This is a genomic window from bacterium, assembly GCA_019637795.1.
GTDB lineage: Bacteria > Desulfobacterota > Binatia > HRBIN30 > CADEER01 > JAHBUY01.
In genome coordinates this window covers 337296-363150 of the sequence record JAHBUY010000008.1, presented here as the reverse complement: position 1 = coordinate 363150, position 25855 = coordinate 337296, and the positions used below count along the sequence as shown (strand labels likewise).

At 70.5% G+C, this 25855-nt stretch carries 22 protein-coding genes; 13 read left to right on the top strand and 9 right to left on the bottom strand.

The genetic code is table 11. From position 1 onward, the window contains the following. Positions 1–55: 55 nt before the first annotated feature. A complete protein-coding gene (locus tag KF840_25135) occupies positions 56–748 on the top strand; it encodes a tetratricopeptide repeat protein (protein MBX3028187.1) in 693 nt (230 codons plus the stop codon). 88 nt (positions 749–836) lie between these two features. Here the strand turns inward: KF840_25135 and KF840_25130 are convergent, their stop codons facing one another. Then, a complete protein-coding gene (locus KF840_25130; protein ID MBX3028186.1) occupies positions 837–1616 on the bottom strand; it encodes an enoyl-CoA hydratase/isomerase family protein in 780 nt (259 codons plus the stop codon). Positions 1617–1727: 111 nt separating this feature from the next. On the opposite strand from KF840_25130, the gene KF840_25125 reads away from it, so the two are divergent. Next, positions 1728–2210 carry a PaaI family thioesterase gene (locus KF840_25125; protein MBX3028185.1) on the top strand — a complete coding sequence of 161 codons (483 nt, stop codon included), beginning with the start codon at positions 1728–1730 and terminating at the stop codon, positions 2208–2210. Continuing rightward, positions 2207–3406, top strand: coding sequence for a CoA transferase (locus KF840_25120; GenBank protein MBX3028184.1), 1200 nt, complete (start codon positions 2207–2209; stop codon positions 3404–3406). The genes KF840_25125 and KF840_25120 overlap by 4 nt, the downstream gene beginning before the upstream one ends. Before the next feature lie 35 nt (positions 3407–3441). Here the strand turns inward: KF840_25120 and KF840_25115 are convergent, their stop codons facing one another. After that, positions 3442–3978: a hypothetical protein gene (locus tag KF840_25115; GenBank protein MBX3028183.1), complete on the bottom strand. Its 537-nt coding sequence runs from the start codon at positions 3976–3978 to the stop codon at positions 3442–3444. 22 nt (positions 3979–4000) lie between these two features. On the opposite strand from KF840_25115, the gene nhaR reads away from it, so the two are divergent. After that, positions 4001–4900, top strand: a complete 900-nt coding sequence (gene nhaR, locus KF840_25110) for a transcriptional activator NhaR (GenBank protein ID MBX3028182.1) — start codon at positions 4001–4003, stop codon at positions 4898–4900. 34 nt (positions 4901–4934) lie between these two features. Here the strand turns inward: nhaR and KF840_25105 are convergent, their stop codons facing one another. After that, positions 4935–6593 carry an acyl-CoA dehydrogenase family protein gene (locus tag KF840_25105; protein ID MBX3028181.1) on the bottom strand — a complete coding sequence of 553 codons (1659 nt, stop codon included), beginning with the start codon at positions 6591–6593 and terminating at the stop codon, positions 4935–4937. Between the two features lie 140 nt (positions 6594–6733). On the opposite strand from KF840_25105, the gene KF840_25100 reads away from it, so the two are divergent. The 5 genes from KF840_25100 to KF840_25080 all read left to right on the top strand — a co-directional run bounded on the left by KF840_25100 (position 6734) and on the right by KF840_25080 (position 11010). Next, positions 6734–7108, top strand: a complete 375-nt coding sequence (locus KF840_25100; protein ID MBX3028180.1) for a hypothetical protein — start codon at positions 6734–6736, stop codon at positions 7106–7108. Positions 7109–7256: 148 nt separating this feature from the next. Further along, positions 7257–8465 (top strand): acetate--CoA ligase family protein, encoded by a 1209-nt coding sequence (locus KF840_25095; GenBank protein ID MBX3028179.1) that lies wholly within the window; start codon positions 7257–7259, stop codon positions 8463–8465. A 21-nt stretch (positions 8466–8486) separates the two neighbouring features. Continuing rightward, a complete protein-coding gene (locus KF840_25090) occupies positions 8487–9386 on the top strand; it encodes a CoA-binding protein (protein MBX3028178.1) in 900 nt (299 codons plus the stop codon). A 39-nt stretch (positions 9387–9425) separates the two neighbouring features. Next, positions 9426–9674: a hypothetical protein gene (locus KF840_25085; GenBank protein ID MBX3028177.1), complete on the top strand. Its 249-nt coding sequence runs from the start codon at positions 9426–9428 to the stop codon at positions 9672–9674. Positions 9675–9735: 61 nt separating this feature from the next. Continuing rightward, positions 9736–11010: an alkaline phosphatase family protein gene (locus tag KF840_25080; GenBank protein MBX3028176.1), complete on the top strand. Its 1275-nt coding sequence runs from the start codon at positions 9736–9738 to the stop codon at positions 11008–11010. 27 nt (positions 11011–11037) lie between these two features. Here the strand turns inward: KF840_25080 and KF840_25075 are convergent, their stop codons facing one another. Next, positions 11038–12057 carry a hypothetical protein gene (locus tag KF840_25075; protein ID MBX3028175.1) on the bottom strand — a complete coding sequence of 340 codons (1020 nt, stop codon included), beginning with the start codon at positions 12055–12057 and terminating at the stop codon, positions 11038–11040. A gap of 81 nt (positions 12058–12138) precedes the next feature. Then, a complete protein-coding gene (locus KF840_25070) occupies positions 12139–14163 on the bottom strand; it encodes a sulfatase-like hydrolase/transferase (GenBank protein ID MBX3028174.1) in 2025 nt (674 codons plus the stop codon). Positions 14164–14498: 335 nt separating this feature from the next. Here KF840_25070 and scpA point away from each other — a divergent pair, with 335 nt between their 5' ends. The 3 genes from scpA (at position 14499) to KF840_25055 (ending at position 19498) form a co-directional block, all read left to right on the top strand. After that, entirely contained in the window at positions 14499–16673 is a 2175-nt protein-coding gene (gene scpA, locus KF840_25065) for a methylmalonyl-CoA mutase (GenBank protein MBX3028173.1), read from the top strand. Positions 16674–16719: 46 nt separating this feature from the next. Further along, positions 16720–17745, top strand: a complete 1026-nt coding sequence (gene meaB, locus KF840_25060; GenBank protein ID MBX3028172.1) for a methylmalonyl Co-A mutase-associated GTPase MeaB — start codon at positions 16720–16722, stop codon at positions 17743–17745. A 136-nt stretch (positions 17746–17881) separates the two neighbouring features. Continuing rightward, on the top strand, positions 17882–19498 hold the full coding sequence (locus tag KF840_25055) for an acyl-CoA synthetase (protein ID MBX3028171.1): 1617 nt from the start codon (positions 17882–17884) through the stop codon (positions 19496–19498). Positions 19499–19519: 21 nt separating this feature from the next. On the opposite strand, the gene KF840_25050 is transcribed toward KF840_25055, so the two are convergent. From KF840_25050 to KF840_25035, 4 genes are all read right to left on the bottom strand, one after another. Further along, positions 19520–21268, bottom strand: coding sequence for a phosphoenolpyruvate carboxykinase (GTP) (locus KF840_25050; protein MBX3028170.1), 1749 nt, complete (start codon positions 21266–21268; stop codon positions 19520–19522). Between the two features lie 46 nt (positions 21269–21314). After that, complete coding sequence (locus tag KF840_25045; protein MBX3028169.1) at positions 21315–22151, bottom strand: fumarylacetoacetate hydrolase family protein; 837 nt, start codon at positions 22149–22151, stop codon at positions 21315–21317. Positions 22152–22160: 9 nt separating this feature from the next. Then, positions 22161–23210, bottom strand: coding sequence for a CoA ester lyase (locus KF840_25040; protein ID MBX3028168.1), 1050 nt, complete (start codon positions 23208–23210; stop codon positions 22161–22163). Between the two features lie 287 nt (positions 23211–23497). Then, complete coding sequence (locus KF840_25035; protein ID MBX3028167.1) at positions 23498–24487, bottom strand: hypothetical protein; 990 nt, start codon at positions 24485–24487, stop codon at positions 23498–23500. A 180-nt stretch (positions 24488–24667) separates the two neighbouring features. Between KF840_25035 and KF840_25030 the strand changes: the two genes are divergently transcribed. After that, positions 24668–25855: a hypothetical protein gene (locus KF840_25030; protein MBX3028166.1), complete on the top strand. Its 1188-nt coding sequence runs from the start codon at positions 24668–24670 to the stop codon at positions 25853–25855.

Below are 25855 nucleotides of genomic sequence, written 5' to 3'. Positions count from 1 at the left end.
CCGACGCTCGCAAGTCGGCTTGCGTCGGCGCGCAAACGCAGCTTCTCTGGGCGCGATGTCGCCTCCCGCCCGGCGCTCTGCCTACCTGCTGCTCGGCCTCGCCGCTGCCTGCGGCAGCGTCCGCGAGACGACGCGCCACATCGACTGGAAAGCGCCCCCGCCCGGCCAGCCAGGCGCCGAGGCGCGCAGTGGCGACCAGTCGGAGCCGCGGCTCGAAGGCCTCACCGCGGCGCCGGCCCAGGAGCCGGCCGCCAGCGATGCCCTGCAGCGCGCCAGCGCGCTCAGCGGCCAGGCGGCCGAGCGGCGCGCCGCCGGCGACCTGCCCGGCGCCATCGCCCTGCAGCGCCAGTCCCTCGACCTGCGCCGCACCGCCCTCGGCCCCGGCAGCCCGGAGGTCGCCGCCGCCGAGACCAACCTGGCGGGGTTGTACGCCGCCGCCGACCGCTACGACGCCGCCGAACCACTGCTGCGCCACGCGCTGGCGATCCGCGAGCAGACCTTCGGCGCCGACAACCGCCTCACCGCGCTCAGCCGCAACAACCTCGCCCTGCTGCTCGCCGCCAACGGCCGGCACAGCGAGGCCGAGCTGCTCTACCTGCAGGCGATCGCGGTGCTCGAACACGAGGACGCCAACGACCTGGCGACCGTGCTCGACAACTACGCCGCCCTGCTCGACGACGCCGGCCGCCCGGAACAGGCGAAGACGGTGGAGCAACGGGCGGCGGTGGTTCGAGCGGGCGTCAAGTAGCCCGGCCGGCGGGTGCGACGCCGCGGCGCGGCGCCGCACCCGTCATGCCCAGCGCCACGCCGGATGGCGCGGAGCCGCTCGCCGCCGGCTACTTTCCCTTCCAGTCCGGCTTGCGCTTCTGCGCGAAGGCCATGACGCCCTCCATCATGTCCTCGGAGCCGAAGAGGGCGTTCACCAGCGGGTAGGTCTTCTGCATCGCCTGCTCGAGCGGCAGGCCCTGGCTCTGCAGCGCCACCTGCTTGGTGGCGCGGATGGAGGTCGGCGAACACTCGAGGATCTCGGCCGCCCAGCGGTGCGCGGCGGCCAGCGCGTCGCCCTCGGGCACGACGTCGTTGACGAGGCCGAGCTCCTTGGCGCGCGCCGCGCTGATCGGCTTGCCGGTGAGCATCATGCCCATCGCCAGCTTCGGCGGGATCGCCGCCGGCAGCCGCTGCATGCCGCCGGCAAGCGCCGCCAGGCCGACGCGCGGTTCGGGCAGGCCGAAGGTGGCGTGCTCGGCGGCGACGATGATGTCGCAGGCCATGGCGATCTCGAAGCCGCCGCCCAGCGCCAGGCCGTTGACCGCCGCGATCACCGGCTTGAAGAGATCGAAGCGGGCGGTCAGGCCGCCGAAGCCGCCCTTCCCCATCGCCATGTCGCCCATGCCGTGCTGCGCCGAGTACTTGAGGTCGTTGCCGGCGGAGAAGGCCTTGTCGCCGGCGCCGGTGAGGATCGCCACCCAGGCGTCGGGATCGGCGTCGAAGGCGTCGAACGCCGCCGACAGCTCGCGGTTCGCCGGCGGGTGCAGGGCGTTGCGGACCTCGGGCCGATTGATGGTGATGACCACCAGTCGGTCGGTCTTCTCGTAGGTGATGAACTCGTACGACATCGGCGGGCTCCTCCGGGACTGGGCGTGGTCAGTGCCCTGTGGGTTAGGCAATGCCGCGCCGACTGTCCAGCCCGGGTCGAGTTGGCGCCGCGATCGGGATAAGGCAGCGGCATGGCGAATCCGGACAGCGGCGCCCGCGGGCGCGAGTTCCCGCCGATCGAGCCCGCCGCGCGGCAGGCGATCATCGACACCTTCAACAGCGACAACCCCTACTTCCCCGGCTACTGCGGTTTTCGCGTCGTCGAGGTCCGCCAGGGCTACGCGCAGCTCGAGACCGAGAATCGCACGGCGCTCAGCAATCCGTCCGGGATCATGCACGGCGGTGCCAGCTTCGGCATGGCCGATACGGCGGTCGCGGTCGCGCTGCTCTCCCTGTACGGTCCCGGCAACGCGCTGCTCACCATCGAGATGAACATCAACTATCTCGAGCCGATCTTCCCCGGCGCGGTGACGGCGGAGGCGTTCGTCCTGCGCCACAGCCGCCGCAGCGCCTACGCCGAGGTCGACATCTGGTCGGCCGGCAAGCTGGCGGCGCGGGCCAGCACCACCTACATGATCAAGCCGCTCGCCACGATGCGGCCGCCCGCCGCATGAGCGGCCCGGCCGGCCCGCTCGCCGGCATCGTCGCCCTCGAGCTCGGACAGATCTACAACGGGCCGTACTGCGGCCTCCTCCTCGCCCATCACGGCGCCGAGGTCATCAAGGTCGAGTCGCCGACCGGCGACGTGCTGCGGCGCATGGATCGCTCGCCGGGCGGCGCCAGCTATCCGTTCCTGATGCTGAACGCCAACAAGCGCGGCGTGCGCATCGACCTCAAGCAGCCGGCCGGCGTCGATCTGCTCCTGCGCCTCGTCGAGGGCGCCGACGTGCTGGTGGAGAACTTCGCCGCCGGGGTCGCGGATCGGCTGGGCGTCGGCTGGGACGCGGCGCGCGCCCGCAACCCGCGCCTGGTCTACGCCTCGGGTAGCGGTTTCGGCAGCAGCGGCCCGTACGTCGGCTATCCGGCCATGGACTTCACCATCCAGGCGCTGGTCGGCGCGATGTCGATCACCGGCTTCCCCGACCAGCCGCCGGTGAAGTGCGGCCCGACCTTCATCGACATGCTCGGCGCGGTCCATCTCTTCGCCGGCATTCTGCTGGCGCTCGCCGAACGCACGCGCACCGGCCTCGGGCAGCGGGTCGAGGTGGCGATGTTCGACGCCGCCGTGCCGGCGCTGCTCAGCTTCCTGGCGCCGTACTACGACCTGCAGCGCGAGATGAGCCGCAGCGGCAACCGCCACGTGGTCGGCGGCGCGACGCCCTACAACAACTTCCCGTGCCGCGACGGCCACGTCGCCATCCTCTGCGTCTCCGATCAGCACTGGCTCGATCTGTGCGACGTCATGGCGCGGCCCGACCTGCGCGCCGTCGCGCGCTGGCACACCGTCGCCGGGCGGGCGGCGGACTGGTCCGCGATCGAGGCCGCGGTCGCCGCCTGGACGACGCCGCAGACGCGCGCCGACGTCGCGGCGCGGGTCGCCGGCGCCGGCATCCCGAGCGCGCCGGTGCGCACCATCGCCGAGGTCGGCAGCGATCGCCACGTGTTCGAGCGCGCCGTGGTGCGCGAGGTCCGCACCGCCGAGCGCGGCGCCGTGAAGGTGCTGGGCACGCCGATCAAGCTCGGGGCGCACCCCGAGCCATCCGTAGAGCCGCCGCCGGCGCTCGGCGCCGACACCGAGGACGTGCTCCGCGAGCGCCTCGGCCTGTCGCCCGACGCGCTCGCCGCCCTGCGCGCCGCCGGCACCATCTGAGCCAGGGGTCGCCGCGGGCGCCGCCGACGACGCCGTTACGCGGCCTGTCGCGCGCTACCCGGCCGCGGCGTGAGCAGCGCCGCGCGCACCTCCTGCACCTCGAGGCCGAAGGCATCGCACAGATTCACGAAGGCGAACGGCCAGGCGCGCGCATCCGAGCGCATCCAGGCCGCCGCCTCGTCATGCAGCAGTCGATGATGCGCCAACCCGGTCTGGCGGAATCGCTGCACGTCGGCCACCGCCTGCACCAGCACCGCCAGCGCCAGCGCCCGCTCCGGTCGGATCGACCGGCTGTGATGCCACAGGTGCAGCACCTGGGCCGGCAAGGCCGGGTCCGGGGCCAGCAACGCATCCTCGGCCGCGTGCGACCACATCCGCGGCACCCGATCGCCGCCTCCCCGCCGTCCGCCTGCCGTCGTCGCCATCAATCCAACCCTCCAACGACGTCCATGCCTACCGGCGGGCCGATCCATCGACAAATAGATAATCCAGCCCGCATCGTTCTGAATTTCCGTTCCCCCGGCCAGGCGCGCTCCTGCTGCGCCGACGGCGCCGACGTGCTTGAGTGGCACGGCTGACGACGAGGAGCCGACGATGGAGTGGCTGAACTACCACCACCTGCTCTACTTCTGGACCGTGGCGCGCACCGGCGGCGTGTCGGCGGCGAGCGCCGAGCTGCGCCTGGCGCAACCGACGATCAGCGGCCAGTTGCGGATGCTGGAGGATCACTTCGGCGAGAAGCTCTTCCACCGCGTCGGCCGCCGCCTCGAGCTGACCGAGGTCGGCCGGCTCGTCTATCGCTACGCCGACGAGATCTTCACGCTCGGCCGCGAGCTCACCGACGCGGTGCGGGGCCGGCCGACGGGCCGCCCGCTGCGCATCGCGGTCGGCGTCGACGACCAGGTACCGAAGCTGATCGCCTATCGGCTGATGGAGCCGGCGCTGAAGATGTCCGACCCGGTGCGCCTCGTCTGCCACGAGGACAAGACCGAGCGGCTGCTCGCCGACCTCGCGGTGCACGCCCTCGACCTGGTGCTGACCGACGCGCCACTGAGCCCGAGCGTCAAGGTGCGCGCCTTCAGCCATCTGCTCGGCGAATGCGGCACCACGGTCTTCGCCGCCAAGAGCCTGGTGAACCGCTACCGACGCAACTTCCCGCGCTCGCTCGACGGCGCGCCCTTTCTGATGCCGAGCGACAACACGGTGCTGCGCCGCTCGCTCGACCAGTGGTTCGCGCAGCACGACGTGCGGCCGGCGGTGCTGGGCGAGTTCGACGACAGCGCCCTGCTGAGCGCCTTCGGCGAGCGCGGGGTCGGCGTCTTCGCCGCGCCGGCCGCGATCGAGTCGGAGATCCGGCGGCAGTACGACGTCCGGGCCATCGGCCGCATCGATCAGGTGCGCCAGCGTTTCTACGCCATCTCCGTCGAGCGCCGCCTCAAGCACCCGGCGGTGGTGGCGATCTCCGAGGCCGCGAAGGAGAAGCTGTTCGGCTGACGGCTGGCCGGCGGAAGAGCGCCCCGCGCGCGTCTCACGCCGCGAGCAGCGTGCGCCCGATCACCTTGAGCTCGAGGATCGGCTTCACGCCCTCGAAGATCGGCAGCACGGTCGCGTCGACGACGTAGCGCGAGATCGGGAACTCCTCGGCGTAGCCCCAGCCGCCGTGCAGGAGCTGGCCCTCCTGGGTGACCCAGACGGCGACGTCGGAAGTGAAGAGCTTCGCCATCGAGCCCTCGAGGGTGACCGATTCGTCCTTGTCCGAGGCGAGCGCCGCGGAGTAGGTGAGCTGCCGGCCGGCCATGATGTGGGTCGCCATGCGGCCGAGCTTGTGCTGGGTGAGCTGGTAGCTCCCGATCGGCTGGCCGAACTGTCTGCGATCCCTGGCGTACTCGGCGGTGCGCTCCAGCGCCGCCTGCGACAGACCGGTGGCGCGGCCGCCGGTCTGCAGACGACCGGCGGCGAAGCCGTTCATCTGCAGGTAGAATCCCTTGTTGAGCCCGCCCTCCTCGCCCACCAGGTTCGCGGCCGGCACGAAGTAGCGGTCGAAGGCGAGCGTGAAGGAGTGCATGCCGCGGTAGCCGGGGGTGCGGTCGGCCTTGCCGTGCAGCGTGCCGCCGGTCGCCTGGTGCATGGTGAACTCGTGCCCATCGAAGGTGTCCTTGGGCACGATGAACAGCGACAGGCCGCGCGCCCCGGACGTGGGGTCGGGATTGGTGCGCGCCAGCAGCGCGAGCACGTTGGCGCGGCCGGCGAAGGTGCACCAGGCCTTGGCGCCGTTGATGACGTAGCCCTTCTGCCCCCCCACCTCGGCGGCCTCGGCGCGGCACTTCACCGCCGCGACGTCGGAGCCGGTGTCCGGCTCGGTCACCGACACCGCCGCCATGATGCGCCCGGCGGCGATCTCCGGCAGCCAGTGCCGCTTCTGCGCCTCGGTCCCGCCCTTGAGCAGCGCCTTGGTGAGGATCTCCGGACGCGTGATCAGGCTGCCGGCCGCGGCCAGCGAGCAGCGCGAGAGCTCCTCGGTGGTGATGATCATGCCGAGATTGCCCATGCCGCCGCCGCCATACTCCTCCGGCACCGCCATGCCGAAGAAGCCGAGCTCGCCCATCTTGGCGATCAGCGCATCCGGCACCAGGTCGTCGGCGCGGTGGATGTGCTCGGCGATCGGCAGGACCTCGGCCTCGGCGAACTGGCGCACCGAGTCGCGCGTCATGCTCGCCATCTCGTCGCCGAGCCAGCAGTGGTTGACGCCCCCCTGCTCGATGACGTGCCGCCCGATGGCGGCATAGGCGGTGTCGGCCGTCGCGGCGCGGACGAGGCGGCGCATCTCGTCGCTGCCCAGGGTGTCGTTCAGTCGCGCGTCGGCGATGCCGAACTCGTCCGGGTGCGCCTCGATCTGGGCCCGCAGCTTGCCCGCGATCTCGCCGGCGAAGGCGGCGGCCATGGCGGCGACCGACGGATCCGGCTGGTGCACCGCGACCCCGGCGGCGTAGGTCAGCAGGTCGCGCGCGGCCCGCGCCTCGGTGGCGGCATACGCCAGGCGCTCGACGTGCACCTGCTCGTCGTCGATGCCCTTGCCGCCGGCGGTGCGCCGGCTCGCCACCTCCAGCGCTTCGCGCACGATGGCGTCGATCGTCACCACCACCCGCTCCACGCCGTCGAGACTCACGCTCTTCGCTGCCTCTGCCATTGGTTGGCCCCCGTTCTGGACATCCCTGCCTAACACCCGCCCCGTGGCTCGAAAAGTAGGTCGGAAATCCGAGCGCGCGTCCTCCCTGGCCCCCGGCGGGCGCCCGTGGTACGAGCGCCCCTTCGCGCACGGAGGGGATGATGATGGTGCCGTCGAATGCTCTCGCCCACGCGGTCCGCATGGGCCGCCGCGTCGCGGGGCTCGCGCTGGTGACGGCGCTGCTCGGCGCGCCGCATGCCGCCGCGGCGCCCGCGCTGAGCTGTTGCATCTGCGACGCCTGCCCGCTGCCGCAGGTGACGCAGTGTTTCGAGGCGCCGATGTCCGGCTGCCAGGCGCAGTGCGCGGCGCTCGACTGCGCGTCGTTCAGTGAAACGGCGCTCTCCTGCGGCAACCAGCCGCAGTGTCCGACGTTCAGCGCTCCGGCCCCAGCGCCGGCACTGACCCCCGTGGGACTCGGCCTGACGCTGATCGTGCTGGCCGCCCTCGGCCGGCGCGCGGTGCGCCGCCGCGGCTGACGGCCCGCCGCCGCCGCTCGCCTCGGCGCCCGCGGCATCCCCCTCGGTTGACCTCGCCAAGCGTGCGGTGGTAGCCGCACTCTGTTTCACGGCGCGACGTCCTCTCGCGCCGCTCCGAACCGATCCGATCAATCGACAGGGTGTAGGCATGCGCTTCTACGAGTACGAATCGAAGCAGCTCTTCGGCCGCTACGGCATACCGCTGCCGACCGGATCGAAGGTCGCCCACTCGGCGGCCGAGGCCGAGGCGGTGGCGAAGGAGATCAACGGACCGGCGGTGCTCAAATCGCAGGTGCTGACCGGCGGACGCATGAAGGCCGGCGGCGTCCTGTTCGCCGACACCCCCGGGCAGGCGGCCGAAGCGGCGACCAAGATCCTCGCCCTGACGATCAACGGCCACGCGCCGCGCGGCGTCCTGGTCGAGGGCCGCGCCCCGGTGAAGCAGGAGTACTACATCGGCGTCACCTGGGACGGTTTCGCGCGCAAGCCGGTGATGATCTGTTCCGACATGGGCGGCATCGACATCGAGGAGGTCGCGGAGACCCATCCCGAGCACATCGCCAAGCGCCACTTCTCCACGCTGCTGCCGTTCTCCGACTACATGGCGAAGGAGCTGATCGCCCAGCTCGCGATCGGCGGCGCCGAGCTCAACCAGCTCAGCCGCATCGCCGCCGCGCTGGCGCGCGTCTTCATCGCCCACGGCCTCACCCTGGCGGAGATCAACCCGCTGGCGCGCCTCGAGGACGGGCGCTTCGTCTGCCTCGACGGCCACGTCGACATGGAGGACGACGCCCGCGATTCCCAGAAGGCGATCCTCAAGGCGCTGGGCATCGCGCCGGAGGAGAAGCGCCAGGCCCGTCCGCCGACGCAGTTCGAGATCGACGGCGCCGCGGTCGACGCCGCCGACCATCGCGGCGTCGCCGGCAACGTGGTCGAATTCGACGGCGATCTCGGCCTGGTCATCGGCGCCGGCGGCGGGTCGCTGACGCTGTTCGACGCCATCCGCAAGCACGGCGGGCGGCCGGCGAACTACTGCGAGATCGGCGGCAACCCGTCGGTCACCAAGGCCTGCGAGCTCACCAAGCTGATCCTGCGCAAGCCCGGGGTGAAGAAGATCGCGGTGATGATGAACGTGGTGTCCAACACCCGCGTCGACATCGTCGCCCGCGGGGTCATCAAGGGCGTCATCGAATCCGGCCACAAGCCGGCCGACAAGATCGCCATCTTCCGCATCCCCGGCTCGTGGGAGACCGAGGGCTTCAAGATTCTGCAGCATTACGGCGTCGAGTACTGCGACCGCACGGTGTCGATGTACGAGGCCGCCGGCCGCGCCGTGGCGAAGATGCAGGATGCCTGACCCAGACTTGCGAGAGGCGCCATGTCGATCCTGATCACCAAGGACACCACCTTCATCATCCAGGGCATCACCGGGCGCGAGGCGGTGAACATGAGCCGCGAGTGCCTGGACTACGGCTCGAAGATCGTCGGCGGCGTGACGCCGGGACGTGGCGGCCGCGACATCTACGGCATCCCGGTCTACGACACGGTGCGCGCGATCACCGCCACGACCCGGGTCGACGGATCGGTCGTCGCGGTGCCGCCGGCCTTCACCCGCGACGCGGTCCTCGAGGCGCTCGACGCCGGGGTGAAGATCGTCGTCATCGTCACCGAGCGCATCCCGCGCTTCGAGGTCGCCCAGATGGTCGAGTACGCGCAGATGAAGGGCGCCCGCATCATCGGGCCCAACTGCCTCGGCATCCTCTCCCCCGGCGAGGCGAAGATGGGCGGCCTCGGCGGCCGCGCCGTGGATGCGCGCAAGGCGTTCACCAAGGGTCCCGTCGGCGTGATGTCGCGCTCGGGCGGCATGACCACCGAGATGTGCAACACGCTCACCGCTGCCGGCCTCGGGCAGTCGACCGCGGTGTCGATCGGCGGCGACGCGGTGATCGGGTCGACCTATGCCGATCTCATGCCGCTCTACGAAGCCGACGCCGAGACCAGGGCGATCGTCATCTACTGCGAGCCGGGCGGCCGCATGGAGGCCGAGCTCGCCAACTACGTCGTCGAGAAGAAATCGCGCCTGCCGATCGTCGCCTTCATGGCCGGCCGGTTCATGGACGAGATGCCGGGCATGCGCTTCGGCCACGCCGGCACCATCGTCGAGGGCAAGGCGGACACCACCGCCGACAAGATCGCGCGCCTGCAGAAGGCCGGCATCTCGGTGGCGGAGCGGATCGAGGACATCCCGGGGCTGGTGAAGCAGCGGCTCGCCGCCTGACTCACCACCGCGGCGCACAGCGGGACACAGAGGCGGAGCATGGCGGCACTGTTCATCAACGTGGAAGTGGATCCGGCGCTGGCGAAAGACGCGGCGGCGGTCAAGAAGCTGGTCGAGGTCTGCCCGGTGAACATCTTCGCCGAAGCGGACCTGGGCCTGCTGGCGATTGTCGAGAAGAACCTCGACGAGTGCACGCTCTGCGAGCTGTGCCTGCAGGCGGCGCCGGCGGGCGCGGTGCGGGTCAAGAAGCTGTACGGCGACCGCGAGGTGCTGGTCCGCACGGATTGACCGCGCCAGCCGAGGACGAAAGGTCTTGACGGTGCGTGGGCCGCGCAACTAAGCGCACCGCATGCGCCTTCTGGCTCTGCTGGTCGTCACCCTGCTGCTCGCCCCGGCCGCCCGCGCCGAGGATCCCGCCGCCTGCCCGTTCACGGCCGGCGCCCTGCCCGCCGACACCCTGCCCCCGGGCGCGCCACACGGCGCCGCCATCCCGATCGACCACATCGTGGTGCTCATGCAGGAGAACCGCTCCTTCGACCACTACTTCACCCTGCTGCACGGCCGCGACATCGACCGCGCCGATCGCCATGCCACCAACCCGAATCCGCTCGGCGGCGCGCCGGTCGAGATGTTCCACCAGCGCGCCTACTGCGAGGTCGCCGATCTCGCCCACAGTTGGAACAGCACGCACCGCGAGTGGAACGGCGGCGCCATGGACGGCTTCGCGATCGAAAACGCGGATCCGCTCGACCCCAGCGGCTCGCGCACCATGGGCTACTATCGCAAGCAGGATCTGCGCTTCTATCACCGCCTCTACCGCACCTTCGCGATGAGCGACCGCCACTTCTCCTCGCTGCTCGGCCCCACCTTTCCGAACCGCCACTACCTGCTGTCGGGCACCTCGGCCGGCCACATCCGCAACGATCTGGCGATCGCCACCCAGGCGTCGATCTTCCAGTCGCTCGACAACGCCGGGGTGACCTGGAAGATCTACCAGTCCGACCTCGCCTTCGCCGTCCTCTACGCCTACGTGCAAGCGCATTCGGCCAACGTCCGACCGATCGCCGAGTTCTATGCCGACGCGGCCGCCGGCACGCTGCCGCAGGTGGCGTTCGTCGACCCCATCTTCTTCGGCGACGAGACCAACCAGACCGACGAGCACCCGCCGAGCAACGTCCAGCTCGGCCAACGCTTCGTCGCCGGCATCGTCAACGCCATGTTCACCAGCCCGCAGTGGCGGCGCTCGGCGCTGTTCATCACCTACGACGAGCACGGCGGCTTCTACGACCACGTCCCACCGCCGCCCGCCTGCGTGCCCGACGCCATTCCGCCCAACCTGAAGCCGGGCGACGTCGCGGCGGCCTTCGATCGCTACGGCATCCGGGTCCCGTTCGTCGTCGTCTCACCCTTTGCGCGCCGGCACTACGTCTCGCACCGGGTCACCGATCAGACGTCGATCCTGCGCTTCATCGAAACCCGCTTCGACCTGCCGGCGCTGACCAACCGCGACGCCAACGCCCATCCGATGCTCGATCTGTTCGACTTCGCGCACCCGCCGTTCGTCACTCCGCCGAAGCTGCCGGCGGCTACCGTGAATCCGACCCATCCCGGCTGTACCGGGTGACGGGCTCGGCTGCCGCTGGCGGCCGGATCAGGACGAGGGCACCGGTGCCCCAGCGGGGTCGGCGCCGTCCTCGTTGCGCCCGTCGAAGTAGGCGCCCATCCAGCGCCGCAACTGCGGCCGCTCGCCCGCCCATTCCCAGAGCCCGTCGCGGCCGATCCGCAGGTCCGTCGCCGGGTCGAAGTCGAGGTCGATCAACTGCTCGTGGCGCTCGCCGTACCGGCGGTCCTTGGTGTCGCCGTGCCACAGGTGCAGGACGGTCCCCGGCGTGGAGCCGATCCGCCCGGACACGTCGGCGTGGAAGCCCTCCGCCCAACGGCGGAAGTGCTCGCGGAATCTCGGGCTGACCGGGCACAGCTTGCAGTGCATCGACACGTCGCCGCGCATGGCGTGGGCCATGAAATGGTCCCCGCTGCCGCTGATGCAGGCGTCGTAGAGCCCGTGGCGGTCGAGCAGGTCCCGTCGCGCCGCCCAGCCGAAGCCCGTGTGGCCGTGCTCGACGTAGTCCCGCGCGAACGCCTCCGGCTTCACTTCGCTGACCCAGGCGAAGCCGCTCCACACCTCGCCGAGCCCGCGGTAGGCATGGTGGGAGCGGGGCAGACGAATCGCGGTCTTGAACGTCTGCACGATCGGAACCTCGTCGAGCAGGGCGGCCGTCTGGATCGCCCAGTCCGGGTTCGCGAACAGCACATCGCCGTCGAGCCAGGCGATCTTGCGGACGGACGCCGGCAGCGACGCGACCGCCAGATTGATCAGCCGCTCCTTCTGCCACATGACGTCCCGACTGCGCACCTGCAGGCAGTCAGGCCCGGGTGGCAGGGCGAACTCGGCCTCGCCGAACGCGCACTCCACCGTCAGGAGCTTCAGGCCGGCCTCGCGGATGGGCGCGGCGAATGCGTCGTAGGTGGCCCGGCGCGTGCGGAAGCCGCTCGAATTGAAGTAGCAGGTGACGATGGCGAGGTCGTCGCAGGGACGATACCGCGCCGCGGGCGAGGTTTCGGGATGAGCGCACGGGCGCGACACCAGCTCCACATCGATCGGCTCGGCCATGGCCGCCCCCTCTAGCGACTCGGAGCGGCCGAATCCAGCGGGGCGGCCGCGGCCGCCCCGCGCTGCTCCGGGGGCGGGAGGTCAGCGGCAGTCGGTTCCGAGGTACGACTCGATGAGCGACCGGTCCGTCTCGTCGGTCAGGCCGTCGAGGTTGACGTCGTAGACGCTCGATTGACCGGTCAGGTCGGCGTAGAAGCGCCAGTCGTCGAGATCGGCCTGATTGATGACGAAGTCGATGTTGCCATCCCCCGGGCAGTCGGGCACCGAGTCGCGGAGCGCCTGCAACTGCGCCAGGAGCGCGTCGTAGTTGCGCTGCTGCACCGGGGTGAGGTTCTCGGTGTCCAGCTCCTCGCCTTCGTTGTCGAGTTTCGGCACCGGAACGGCCTCGTCGATCTCGTAGAACTCCATCGTCGTGGTGTCGACACAGGGTTCATCCTGCGACACGTAGGCGCGCAGCGAGTTCTCGACGATCTTGTAGCGGTCGTTGCGGATGCCCACCGAGACCAGGGGCGCGATATCGTACGGCTCCGCGGCGCGTCCATTGGCGATCACGAACTGATTGACCTCGCAGCAGTAGGTGAAGCCGGTGGGCGGCGCGCCCTCGGTGATCGGATCGTCGAGTCCGGCGCCCCACCAGATCCCGTTGTTGTCCTCGCAGACGCTCTTCGAGACGGGAATCTGCGTGCAGGTGCTGGAGATCGCGCAGGGACCGTTGATGGCTCCGTTGGCCTGCAGGTTGACGCCCACTTCCGTGTAGTTCCAGGCGCGAATGCTGCCTTGCGCCGGGTTGGTCACGTACGGCAGCATCGGTCGCGCATCGATCGGTCGCGGCACCTCGGCCTGGACGTCGGCGAACCCGGCGATCTCGCCGAACAGCGCGTACAGATCGGCCGCGTTCACCATCTGCTCGACGCGGCGGCCGGGCGCCCTCACCAGCGGCCCGGACACGATCAACGGCACCCAGACGCCCGTCTGGTAGGCGGTGCCCTTGGAGCGCGAGACGCTGAACGGCACCTTGACCGTCGTGCCGAGGCTGCCGTTGTCGCCGATGATCACCACCATCGTCTCGGTCTGCCCGGGACGATAGACGAGGCGCCCGTCGCGGCCGCGGCGCGCCAGACCCGTCTCGACCAGCAGGCGCCCCACTTCGAGATCGAGCGATTCGATCATCAGGTTCGAGAGGACGCGCTGATCGTTCTGATTGGCGCAGTCCAGGTCGCTGCTGGTTGCGCTGCCGGGCAGATCGCGGCTGACCGGCGGTTGCATCAGCGGCGTGTGGTCGGAGGCGAAGCTCACGGTCGCCATCCACGGCCGGTCGCCCGGCCGCTCCTTGATCCAGTCGATCGCCGCGTCCACCGCGAAGGTGGCGCGGAACTGCCGCGCCCGGGGGTCGGTTGGCGGCACCCGCTCGTAGCTGCCGTCGGCGTAGTTGTAGACCAGCGGCGAGACGTAGTGGGCGCTCAGCGTCTCGAAATCGATGTAGGACGGCACCGCGGCCCGACAGGCTTGGTCGGGATCGAGGATGCCCCCTTCGTCGCGACAGGTCCGCCCGGGCGGCACCGGCCCGCTGGACGAGAGCTCGCGGCACGAGCCGTCGGCGTGGTAACAGGCGCCCTGATCCGCGCCGCCCTGTGCCGCGCCGGGCACGAAGCCGCAGTGCCAGGTGCCGAGCGGCGCCACGCCGCCGGCGGTGGTGTCGATCGAGGACGGATCGCCGGTCTCGTCGAGCCAACCGGCGAAGTAGTTCCAGCCGAGGTTGGCCACCATGCCGTAGCCGGCCGGATCGTTCCCCTGCAGCGCCAGGTGGAACTTGCCGAAGAGCGCGCTCTCGTATCCTCGTCGGGCGAGCAGCTTCGGCACCGTCACCTCGTACGGATTGACCATCGAATTGGCGAGGTCGTTCTCGCCCAGCGCGCCCTTGACGTTGGTGCGCAGAGGGAATCGGCCATCGAAGATGACGCCCCGGGTCGTGCTGCAGGCGGGCATCGCCCATGCGTTCCGGAAGCGAATGCCGTGACCGGCGATCGCGCCGATGTTGGGCATGCTCGGCGGCGTCCCGCCGCCGTAGCCGAAGGCCTCCATCTGGTCGATGCCGACGTCGTCCATGATCACGAAGAGGATGTTGGGCGTCTTCGCCCGGCCCCCTCCGCCGCCGTCACCACCGCAGCCGACTGCCACGGCCGCCAGCGCCAGCACCCCTGCTATTGCGTTCCGTCTCACGCACACCTCCCGGGCAGATCATCGCCGGGCGTGGACCTGAGCATTTGCCGTGCCGCCGCGCCGGCCACTCCAACTGCCGTGCGCGCGGCAGGGACTGCACGACGCCGCGCCGTCGGTTCTCCGCCCCTTCCCCGCTGGCCGGCACCCGAGCGTCGGCGGCCGGGCAGGATTTCAACCGCTGCGCCAACTTGCTAGCGTCCGCGAGGATCGAGGGGAGAGCCATGGCCGACAAGACCGATGCCGACCTGAGCCGCTGGCGCGAGCTGGCCACCAAGGAGCGCAAGGGCGCCGCGCCCGACGATCTGATCTGGCACACCCCGGAGGGCATCGACGTCAAGCCGTTGTACACCCGCGCCGACGTCGCCGGCCTCGATTTCACCGACACCCTCCCCGGCGACTTCCCCTTCCTGCGCGGCCCGCGCGTCACCATGTACGCCGGCCAGCCGTGGACCATCCGCCAGTACGCCGGCTTCTCGACCGCGGAGGAGTCGAACGCGTTCTACCGCAGGAATCTCGCCGCCGGGCAGATGGGCCTCTCGGTCGCCTTCGACCTCGCCACCCACCGCGGCTACGACAGCGACCACCCGCGCGTCGTCGGCGACGTGGGCAAGGCCGGCGTGGCGATCGACTCGGTCGAGGACATGAAGATCCTCTTCGACGGCGTGCCGCTCGACAAGATGTCGGTGTCGATGACCATGAACGGCGCCGTCCTGCCGGTGCTCGCCAGCTTCATCGTCGCCGGCGAGGAGCAGGGCCTGACGCGCGATCAGCTCACCGGGACCATCCAGAACGACATCCTCAAGGAGTTCATGGTCCGCAACACGTACATCTACCCGCCGGCGCCCTCGATGCGCATCGTCGCCGACATCATCGAGTACACGTCGAAGGAGATGCCGCGCTTCAACTCGATCTCGATCAGCGGCTACCACATGCAGGAAGCCGGGGCGACCTGCGATCTCGAGCTCGCCTTCACCATCGCCGACGGCCTCGAGTACGTGCGCGCCGCGCTGTCGAAGGGCCTCGACATCGACGCCTTCGCCGGCCGCCTCTCCTTCTTCTGGGCGATCGGCATGAACTTCTACATGGAGATCGCCAAGATGCGCGCCGCCCGCCTGCTGTGGGCGACGCTGATGAAGAAGCACTTCAATCCCAAGAAGCCGACGTCGCTGATGCTGCGCACGCACTGCCAGACCTCGGGCGCCAGCCTCACCGAGCAGGATCCGTTCAACAACATCATCCGCACCACCATCGAGGCCATGGCCTCCGTGTTCGGCGGCACGCAGAGCCTGCACACCAACTCGTTCGATGAAGCGATCGCGCTGCCGACCGACGCCTCGGCGCGCATCGCCCGCAACACGCAGCTCATCCTGCAGCTCGAGACCGGCATTCCCAAAGTCGTCGATCCCTGGGCCGGCTCCTATTTCATGGAGTCGCTGACCCATGCGCTGGCCACCAAGGCATTGGGCATCATCGAGGAGGTCGAGCGCCTCGGCGGCATGACCCGCGCCATCGAGCAGGGCATGCCGAAGCTGCGCATCGAGGAGACCGCGGCGCGGCGACAGGCCCGCATCGACCGCGTCGAGGACGTGATCGTCGGCGTCAACAAGTTCCGCCTCGACGAGGAGCCGGAGATCGACACCCGCGAGATCGACAACACCGCGGTGCGCGAGGCGCAGGTGGCGCGCCTGGCACGGATCAAGAAGGCGCGCGACGCCGGCGCGGTCGAGGCGACGCTGGCGGCGCTGACCCGCTGTGCCGAGACCGGCAGCGGCAACCTGCTGGCGCTGGCGGTGGACGCGGCGCGCGCCCGCGCCACGGTGGGCGAGATTTCCTCGGCGTTGGAGAAGGTGTGGGGCCGCTACCACGCCGAGATCAAATCGATCTCCGGCGTCTACGGCGCCTCGTTCAACGACGACGGCGAATGGAAAGCGCTGCAGGGCGAGGTACGCGCCTTCGCCAGCGAGCACGGCCGGCGGCCGCGCATGCTGGTGGCCAAGGTGGGCCAGGACGGCCACGACCGCGGCGCCAAGGTGATCGCGACCGCCTTCGCCGACCTCGGCTTCGACGTCGACGTCGGCACGCTCTTCCAGACGCCGGAGGAGGTGGCACGGCAGGCGGTCGAGAACGACGTGCACGTGGTCGGCGTGTCGACCCAGTCCGGCGGCCACAAGACGCTGGTGCCGCAGCTCATCGAGGAATTGAAAAAGCTGGGCGCGGGCGACATCGTCGTCACCGTCGGCGGCATCATCCCGCCCAGGGATTACCCGTTCCTGGAGAAGGCCGGAGTGAAGGCGGTGTTCGGCCCCGGCACCCAGATTCCGAAGGCGGCCCGCGCGGTGCTGGACCTGATCCGCCAGAGCGGCACCGGCGACACCGACACGGCGGTCAACGCCTAGTCCCTCCGCAGAAGCGCGGGCGAGCGGCCCGCGCCCCCACTCCCCCATGGCCCGTCCGCTTTCCGTCGATCCCCTCGTCGAGGGCGTGCTCGCCGGCAACCGCCGCGCGCTGGCCAAGGCGATCACCCTCGTCGAGAGCACCCGCGACGATCACCAGGAGGCGGCGCAGCGCCTGCTCGAGCGGCTGCTGCCGGCGACCGGACGGGCGCACCGGGTCGGCGTCAGCGGCGTCCCCGGGGTCGGCAAGAGCACCTTCATCGAAGCCCTCGGCCTCCATCTCATCGAGCGCGAGCTCGCCGTCGCGGTGCTCGCCGTCGACCCGTCGAGCGCTCGCTCCGGCGGCAGCATCCTCGGCGACAAGACCCGCATGCAGCGTCTGTCGGTGTCGCCGCAGGCCTTCATCCGGCCCAGCCCGTCCGCCGGCTCCCTCGGCGGCGTCGCCCGCCGCACCCGCGAGGCGATGCTGGTCTGCGAGGCGGCGGGCTACGACGTCGTGCTGATCGAGACCGTCGGCGTCGGCCAGTCCGAGTACGCGGTCGCGTCGATGGTCGACTTCTTCCTCGTCCTCATGCTCGCCGGCGCCGGCGACGAGCTGCAGGGCATGAAGAAGGGCATCATCGAGCTCGCCGACGCGCTGGCGATCAACAAGGCCGACGGCGACAATCTGCCCCGCGCCCAGCGCGCCGCCGCCGAGCTGGCGCTGGCGCTGCGCCTCTTCCGCCCACAGAGCGCGCGCTGGGAGCCGCCGGTCCTGCAGGTCAGCGCCCTCGAGGCGCGCGGCATGGACGCGGTGTGGGACGCGATCCAGCGCCACCGCACGGCGCTGGAGGCCAGCGGCGAGCTCGCCGCCAAGCGCCGGCAGCAGCAGCGCGACTGGCTGTGGGCGATGCTCAACGACGGCCTCACCCGCCACTTCCTGTCGCGCCCGACCATCGCCCGCGAGCTGCCGAACGTGGAGGCCGCCGTGCTCGACGCGCGCATGACCCCCACCGACGGAGCGCGCCGCCTGCTGGCGCTGCTCGACTTCGACGGCCCGGCGCCCGCCGACGCCGCGCCGGCACGGCGCCGTTGACCTGGACCGGCGCGCTCGCGCGCAGCGGTGACGCCGCTCGCACCCCGTGCGCCCGCAGCGCGCGGCGGCCGCTGCACGGAGCGCGGCCCTGCCGGCGTGACTTGACGCGATCTGCCGGATAGAGCGCACGCACCCGATGAGCTCCGCGACGAGGTTTCCTCCCTGGACCTGGCGCATTCCCGCCCGTTTCAACGCCGCCGCGGCCTGCACCGACGCGCATCTCGGCACGGAAGCCGAATCGCGGCCGGCGGTGATCTGCGACGACCACGCGGCCGGCGCGCGGCAGCTTTCGTTCGGACAACTGGCCACTCGCACCAGCCAACTGGCACAGCTCCTGCGCGACCTCGAGATCACCTCCGGCGCGCGCATTCTCGTGCGCCTCCCCAACTGCCTCGAGTATCCCGTCGTCTTCCTCGGCGCGATGAAGCGTGGGGCCGTTCCGGTCCCGACCTCCATCCTGCTCACCGCCGACGAGGTGCTCTTCCTGGCGCGGGATGCCGGCGCCGTGGCGCTGGCGACGACGCGCGAGAGCTGGAACGCGCTCCACCGCGAGCTCGAGGGCCTCGCCTCCCTGCGTCACGTGCTGCTCGTTGGACCCGGCGAGGCGGCGCCGGCGGCCCGCCTGCACCTGCACGACCTGAACGCCGCCCTGGACGCCATCGCGCACTGGGAGCCGCCGCACGAGACGGCGGCCGACGACCCGGCGTACCTGGTCTACACCTCCGGCACCACCGGGTACGCCAAGGGCGCGCTGCACGCCCATCGCAGCCTGCTCGGTCGTCAGCCGGCGTCGGAGTACTGGTTCAGCTTCGCCGCGGAGGGCGGCGATCGGGTCCTCCACTCCGGCAAGTACAACTGGACCTACGTCCTCGGCACCGGCCTGATGGATCCGCTCTATCGGGCGACGACGGCGATCGTGTACGAAGGGCCCCCCGCGCCGCAGGTGTGGCCACGGCTCATCGCCGCGCACGGCGCGACCATCTTCATCGGCGTGCCGACGCTGTATCGGCAGATCCTGCAGAAGACCGCCTGCGGCCGCGCCGACGTCCCGACGTTGCGCCACTGCATGAGCGCCGGCGAGCCGCTGTCCGGAGAGGTGCTCGCCGCGTGGCGCGCCCGCTTCGGCCAGGACATCTACGAAGGCCTCGGGATGACCGAGTGCTCGTATTACATCTCGCAGCCCCGCGCCCTTCCGATCCGCCCCGGCTCCGCCGGTTTCCCTCAGCCGGGCCACGACGTCCGCCTGCTCGATCCCCGCAGCCTGCGGCCGGTCCCGGTCGGCAGCGAGGGCATGCTGTGCATCCCGCGCGCCGATCCGGCGCTGTTCCTCCGCTACTGGAACCGCGATGCCGAGAACGCCGAGGCCTTCCAGGGCGAATGGTTCCTCACCGGCGACTTCGCCCGCCTCGACGCCGACGGCTACCTGTGGTTCCTCGGCCGTCGCGACGACCTGATCAACACCTTCGGCTACCGCGTCTCGCCCTACGAGGTGGAGCGCGTGATCAGGGACCACCCCGACGTCGCCGACTGCGCCGCCGTCGCCGAGGAACCGGAGCCAGGCAAGGTGGTGGTTGCCGCCTACGTCATCCCCCGCCCCGACAGCGCGCTCACGGCCGACGCGGTGCGCGCCTACGCGAGCCAGCACCTGGCCGCGTACAAGGCGCCGCGCGTCGTCTACCTGGTCGAGGACCTGCCACGCACCCGCAACGGCAAGATCCTGCGCCGCGCGCTGCGGCCGCCCGGCCGTACCTGAACTGGCGGTCGCCCGCCCCGCTCAACCCAGGCGCTGCAGCAACTGCGCCCGCTGCCGCTCCATCTCGCCCGGCAGGTGCTTGCCGAACTTGCCGAAGAACTCGCCCAGGCTGGCGGCGTCGGCCTTCCAATCGTCGCGCGACACGCCGAGCAGCTCGTCCATGGCGCCAGGCGCCAGGTCGAGGCCGTCGGTGTCGATGCCGGTCTTCGTCGGGAGGAGGCCGATCGGCGACTCCACCGCGTTGCCGTTGCCGCTGCCGTCGCAGCGGCTGAGCATCCAGCGCAATGGGCGCAGGTTGTCGCCGAAGCCCGGCCAGATGAAGCGGCCAGCGGCGTCCTGGCGGAACCAGTTGACGTGGAAGATCTTCGGCGGGTTGGCGAGCTGCGAGCCCATGTGCAGCCAGTGACCGAAGTAGTCGCCCATGTTGAAGCCGCAGAACGGCAGCATGGCCATCGGATCGCGCCGCACGACCCCGACCTGCCCGGTGGCCGCCGCGGTGGTCTCGGAGGCGACCGAGGCGCCGACGAAGACGCCGTGGTTCCAGTCGAACGACTGCATGATCAGTGGCGCCGTGCGGGCGCGGCGGCCGCCGAAGAGGATGGCCGAGATGGGCACGCCCTTGGGATCCTCCCAGTGCGGGGAGATGGACGGGCACTGCGACGCCGGCGCGGTGAAGCGCGAGTTCGGGTGGGCGGCCTTCTCGCTCGAGCCCTTGCGCCAGTCGTTGCCGCGCCAGTCGACGAGATGCTCCGGCACCGGACCGTCGATGCCCTCCCACCAGGGGCAGTTGTCGTCGGTGACGGCGACGTTGGTGAAGATGCTGTTGCGGCCGAGGCTGGCCATCGCGTTGGGATTGGTCTTCGAGGACGTGCCCGGCGCGACGCCGAAGAAGCCGGCCTCGGGATTGATCGCCCACAAACGGCCGTCCGGCCCCGGGCGCATCCAGCAGATATCGTCGCCGACGGTCCAGATCCTCCAGCCCTTCTGGCTCGCCGGCGGAACCAGCATCGCCAGGTTGGTCTTGCCGCAGGCGCTGGGAAACGCCCCGGCGACGTAGGTCACGCGCCCCTGCGGGTCCTCGATGCCGACGATCAGCATGTGCTCGGCCATCCAGCCCTGCTGCGCGCCCATGAAGCTGGCGATGCGCAGCGCGAAGCACTTCTTGCCGAGCAAGGCGTTGCCGCCGTAGCCGGAGCCGATCGACCAGATCAGCTTCTCCTCGGGGAAGTGGAGGATGAAGCGGCGATCCGGACTCAGGTCGCCGAGCGAGTGCAGGCCCTTCACGTAGTCGTCGGAGTTGCCCAGGCGGTCGAGCGCGACCTGTCCCATGCGCGTCATGATGCGCATGTTGGCGACGACGTACGGGCTGTCGGTGATCTCGACGCCGATCTGGCTGTAGGGCGAGGCGACCGGGCCCATGATGTAGGGCACGACGTACATCGTCCGACCCGTCATCGCGCCCTTGAACAACGCACCCACCTTGGCCTTCGCCTCCGCCGGCGCCATCCAGTTGTTGTTCGGACCGGCTTGCTCCTGCTCCGCGCTGCAGACGAAGGTCAGGTGCTCGGTGCGGGCGACGTCGCTCGGATCGCTGCGGTGCAGGTACGAGCCGGGAAACTTGTCGTGGTTCAGGGCCTTCAGCGTGCCGCGGGCCAGCATCTCGTCGATCAGGCGCTGGTTCTCGACCTCTGAGCCGTCGCACCAGACGACGCGATCCGGCGTCGTGTGCGCGGCGACCTCGTTGACCCACTGCTCGACTGGCTTCGTCATGTCTCCATCCACCTTCGTATCGAAAGGCCGCGGCGGTCCGCTGTGATCACACGCAGCGATTGCGCAGCGTGCCGAGATGTTCGATCGCGCTGACGATCTCCTCGCCCGCCTTCAGGTAGCGGCGCGGCTGGCGCACCGAGCCGACGCCGGCCGGGGTGCCGGTGAAAATGATGTCGCCGGGCTCCAACGTGCAGAGGAGCGAGAGGTAGGCGACCAGCGGCTGCACGCCGAACACCATGTCGCTGCTGCGCGCCGACTGCATGCGTTCGCCGGCGACGTCGCACGTGAGCTGCAGGTCGTTCGGATCGCCGACCGCGTCGAGCGACACCACCGCCGGGCCGATCGGCCCGAACGTATCGACCGACTTGCCCATGCTGAACTGCGGCGGCTGGTCGCTGAACTGCAGCTTGCGGTCGGAGATGTCCTGGCCGACGGTGTAGCCGGCGACGACCTCGAGCGCCCGCGCCTCGGCCACCGCCTTGCAGCGGCGTCCGATCACCACCACCAGCTCGACTTCCCAGTCGACGTAGTCCGACGACAGCGCCACGTCGGCACGCGGGCCGACCAGGCAATTGGGAAACTTCGTGAACACCATCGGCTTCGCCGGCAGCGGCAGCCCGCCCTCTTCGGCGTGGCTCTTGTAGTTCAGCCCGATGGCGAAGACCTTCGCCGGCCGCGGCACCGGCGGGCCGAGGCGCGTCTCGTCGAGCGCGCCGGTGGCGGCACCGGCGCCGACGCCCGACGCCCATGACGCGAAGCGGTCCCACTGCGCGAGCGCGGTCATCGGATCGGCGCCGAAGCGCCCGCCGGACGCCTGCTCGACGTCGGCGATGTGATCGCCGATCACCAGGACGGCGCGTCCGTCCGCGTTCGCCAAGCGCACCGCCATGGCTCAGAGCCCGTAGGCGGCGGCGAGGTCCTTGTCCTTCGCCGCCAGCAGCTTGGCCAGGTTGACCATCACCTTGCACTGCTTCCAGGTGGCGTCGTCCTGCATCTTGCCGTCGAGCATCAGCACGCCGCGGCCGTCGGGCATCGCCTCGAGGACGCGCTTGGCGAACTGCACCTCCTCGACCGGCGGACTGAACACCTTCTTGGCGATGGTGATCTGGCTCGGGTGCAGCGACCAGGCGCCGACGCAGCCGAGCAGGAAGGCGGCGCGGAACTGGTCCTCGCAGCCGAGCGGATCGGAGATATCGCCGAACGGCCCGTAGAACGGCAGCGCGCCGGTGGCGGCGCAGGCGTCGACCATGCGGGCGATCGAATAGTGCCAGGGATCCTGCTGCGCCGTCGGTCGCGCCGCCTCGGGTTGCGCCGGGTTGGGATCGTTGCGGACGAGGTACGCGGGGTGGCCGCCGCCGACGCGGGTGGTCTTCATGCGCCGTGACGCGGCCAGGTCGGCGGGCCCGAAGCTGATACCCTGAATGCGCGGGCTGGCGGCGCAGATCTCCTCGACGTTGGTGACGCCGAGCGCCGTCTCGAGGATGGCGTGCACCAGGATCGGCCGCTGCAGCCCGGCGCGCGCCTCGAGCTGCGCCAGCAGGCGGTCGACGAAGTGGATGTCCCACGGTCCTTCGACCTTGGGAATCATCATCACCTCGAGCTTGTCGCCGATCGCCTCGACGAGCTGCGTGACGTCGTCGAGGAACCACGGACTGTCGAGCGAGTTGACGCGCGTCCACAGGGGCGTCTCGCCGAGATCGGCCTCGCGCCCGACCTGGATCAGCCCCTGGCGCGCCGCGACCTTCTTGTCGGCCGGAATCGCGTCCTCGAGGTTGCCGAGCAGGATGTCGGCCTGGCGCGCCATGTCCGGCACCTTGGCCGCCATCTTCGGATTGCTGGCGTCGAAGAAGTGGATGCAGCGCGACGGCTTGAGCGGCACCTCGCGCAGCGGTTCCGGGGCGCCCAACGCCAATGGCTTGAAGAAGTCACGGGGACTACGCATGCGAACACCTCACACAGCGACGGCCCCCATGTCTGGACACGCGCTCGGCCGCCGCTGCCATCGACCTCGGACTGCGCGCACCAACTGTCTAGCGTGAGTCGCACTTTTCGCCAGGCAACTCAACCCATTAGAGTTGCTTACAGCGGAATCAGCATGGAGGGCGCGCGACGGCACGCCCGAGAGGCAGCGCCTCGCGCTCGACACCCGCCATCAGCGTGCGGCAGCGAAGCGTGCCAGAGGAGGCGCCGCGCCAGCGGCGCCTCCTGAGCCGTGGGGCCGAGACGGCGCTACGGCGTCCAGTTTCCCGTCACGTCGCCGAGCAGGATGGCGCGGAAGTCGCGCCCGGCCAGCGGCGGCGTGAACGGATCGAGCGCGATCGCGCCGCGTTGGCAGGTGCCTCCGGCGACCACCGGCTCGACGAGGGTCTGGTTCGGCGTCGGCGACGGCTCGGGAACGAACAGCCAGTCCGATTCACAGAGCTCGGCGGCGGGGAGACGATCGATGATCGACGCTTGGAACTGGAGGATGCGCACGGCGTCGAGGGTGCTGAAGGTCCCATTGCCGGTGACGTCGGCCGCCAGCTCCTGGTCCGGCGAGAGCGTCACCTCGCCGGCGACCGCCTGCAGCACGGTCACCGCGTCGAGCGAGGTGATCGCGACGTTGAAGTCGCCGTCCTTCTGCGGTCGGATCGTGACCTCTCCGGGACCGGCGGACGAGAACGCGTAATCGCCCTCGGCATTGGTCATGACGCTGCCGGGCGTATCGCCGATCTGCATCACGTCGACGTCCGGGACCGGGCGGTCGCCCACGTAGTAGCGGATGTGTCCGGCGAGCGGTGCGGGCGTGCCGGGAGTCAGCGTCGCGGTGGCGCTGGCGGCCGCCGTCTCCGTCGCGGTCGCGGTGCTGGTGCTGGTGGCGGTCGGCGGCGGCGTGGAGGTCGCGCTGCCGGTCAGCGTCGCCGACGCCGTCGCCGTCGGGGTCGGCGTCGCCGTCGCGCTGGCGGTGGCGGTGGGGGCGTCGGGCGCCCCGTCGCACCCGCCGGCGCAGGTGTCGGTGCTGTCGAACACCGTCGACGGGCAGCCGTTGGTGAAGCAGAAGCTCGAGCAGGCGAGCGAGTTGGCGAGCCCGTCGACGCAGAAGGCGGCGCCGCTGCAGTCGCGGCAGAGACAGCACATGGCGCGTGCATCCGCCGGCAGCGAGACCGCCGCCAACAGCGCCGCCACGAGGATCCACCCCGCGGCGCTTCCCACCCGGCGTCGAATGCTCCCGTCGCGCATCGCTCCCTCCTCGCTGTGCGCTCTCAGACCAGCGTTGCCGATGTGCTGTCAAGCACGATACACACCGTCATCCCACGCCGTCATTCGCTGGCGGCGCGCGGCGGAGGGCGCGATTCCGGCATTGCGCCCCCCGGTCGTCGGGATAGCATGCGCCCCAGCATGAGGCGGAGGGAGAGAGGAATGCGAACCATTGCAGCGCTAGTGGCGGCGGCCCTGCTGATGCTCGTCGGCTGTGGTGACGACGACGATCACGGCACGCGCACGGCAACGGCGACGGCCACCGCGGCACCGACCGCGACCCCGACGCCCAACGCATGCCCGCTGCCACAGCCCTTCTGCGGCGGCGAGTTCCCGCTCAATACGGAGATGACCACTGACTACGGACCCGCCTGGGCGGACGTGAACCTCGGACCGGGCGACTTCCTGCCCTGCTTCGGGCCCTACGCGCTCTGTTACTATGCGAACTGCACCGTCTCGGCGGACGGCACGGTCAGCAACTGCCCGTGTTACGAGTGGTTCGGTCCCAGCTTCGTGCTGATCAACGCCATTCTGAACGCCGACTCCTACCAGGCGACGGTCGCGCAGTGCACCCAGGATCCCGCGTCCTGCCAGGTTCCGAACGGCGCGCCGGTGTGCGCCGACATCAACCGCGGCCAGTTCTATCCCAACGCCAGCCGGGTCTCGACCTTCAGCTTCTACCGCGCCAACGTCGAGCCGATCGGCAACATGAGCTGCGTCGACATGCCGGGACCCTACGCCGGGTGCATGACCGCCCCGTGCGCCGGCCCGACGATGTCGAACGGCGACGGCACGGTCACCATCCATTGCGACTGCCCGATCTACGATGGCCCGTACCAGATCGGGAAGTCCGGCCTCTCCTGCGATGACGCGCCGATGGTCTGGTCGGCGGCCTACGCGCCAAACGCGACGCCGCCCACCCCGTGCGAGATGGTCCCCGGCGGCTGCGTCCCCGATGCGCCGCCAGACCAGTGCGGCTGTCCGCTCTACGGCACCGGCACCGGCATCCCGCCGAGCGCGGGCGTCGACTGCCAGGAGGTGTGCCGCGAGTACGATTCCTGCCGCAAGGGCGAGGTGCAGCTCGGCTACACCTGCGACGCGACGCTCTGCACCTCGAGCAACAACGCCCTCGTGTTCGACGCCTGCCTCGGCCTGCAGAACTGCGACCTGAGCGAAATCTTCAAGGCCGAGAGCGCCGCCGGCTGCAGTTGCTGCGGCAGCCAGCTCTGCGGCTGCGACGCGAACGAGGCCACGGAGCACGCGATCTTCGCCCTCGACGCCGCCCAGCGCGAGCTCGGCGAGACGCCGCAGTGCGACATCAACGGCACCCTGTGCGGCACGCCTCCCTGA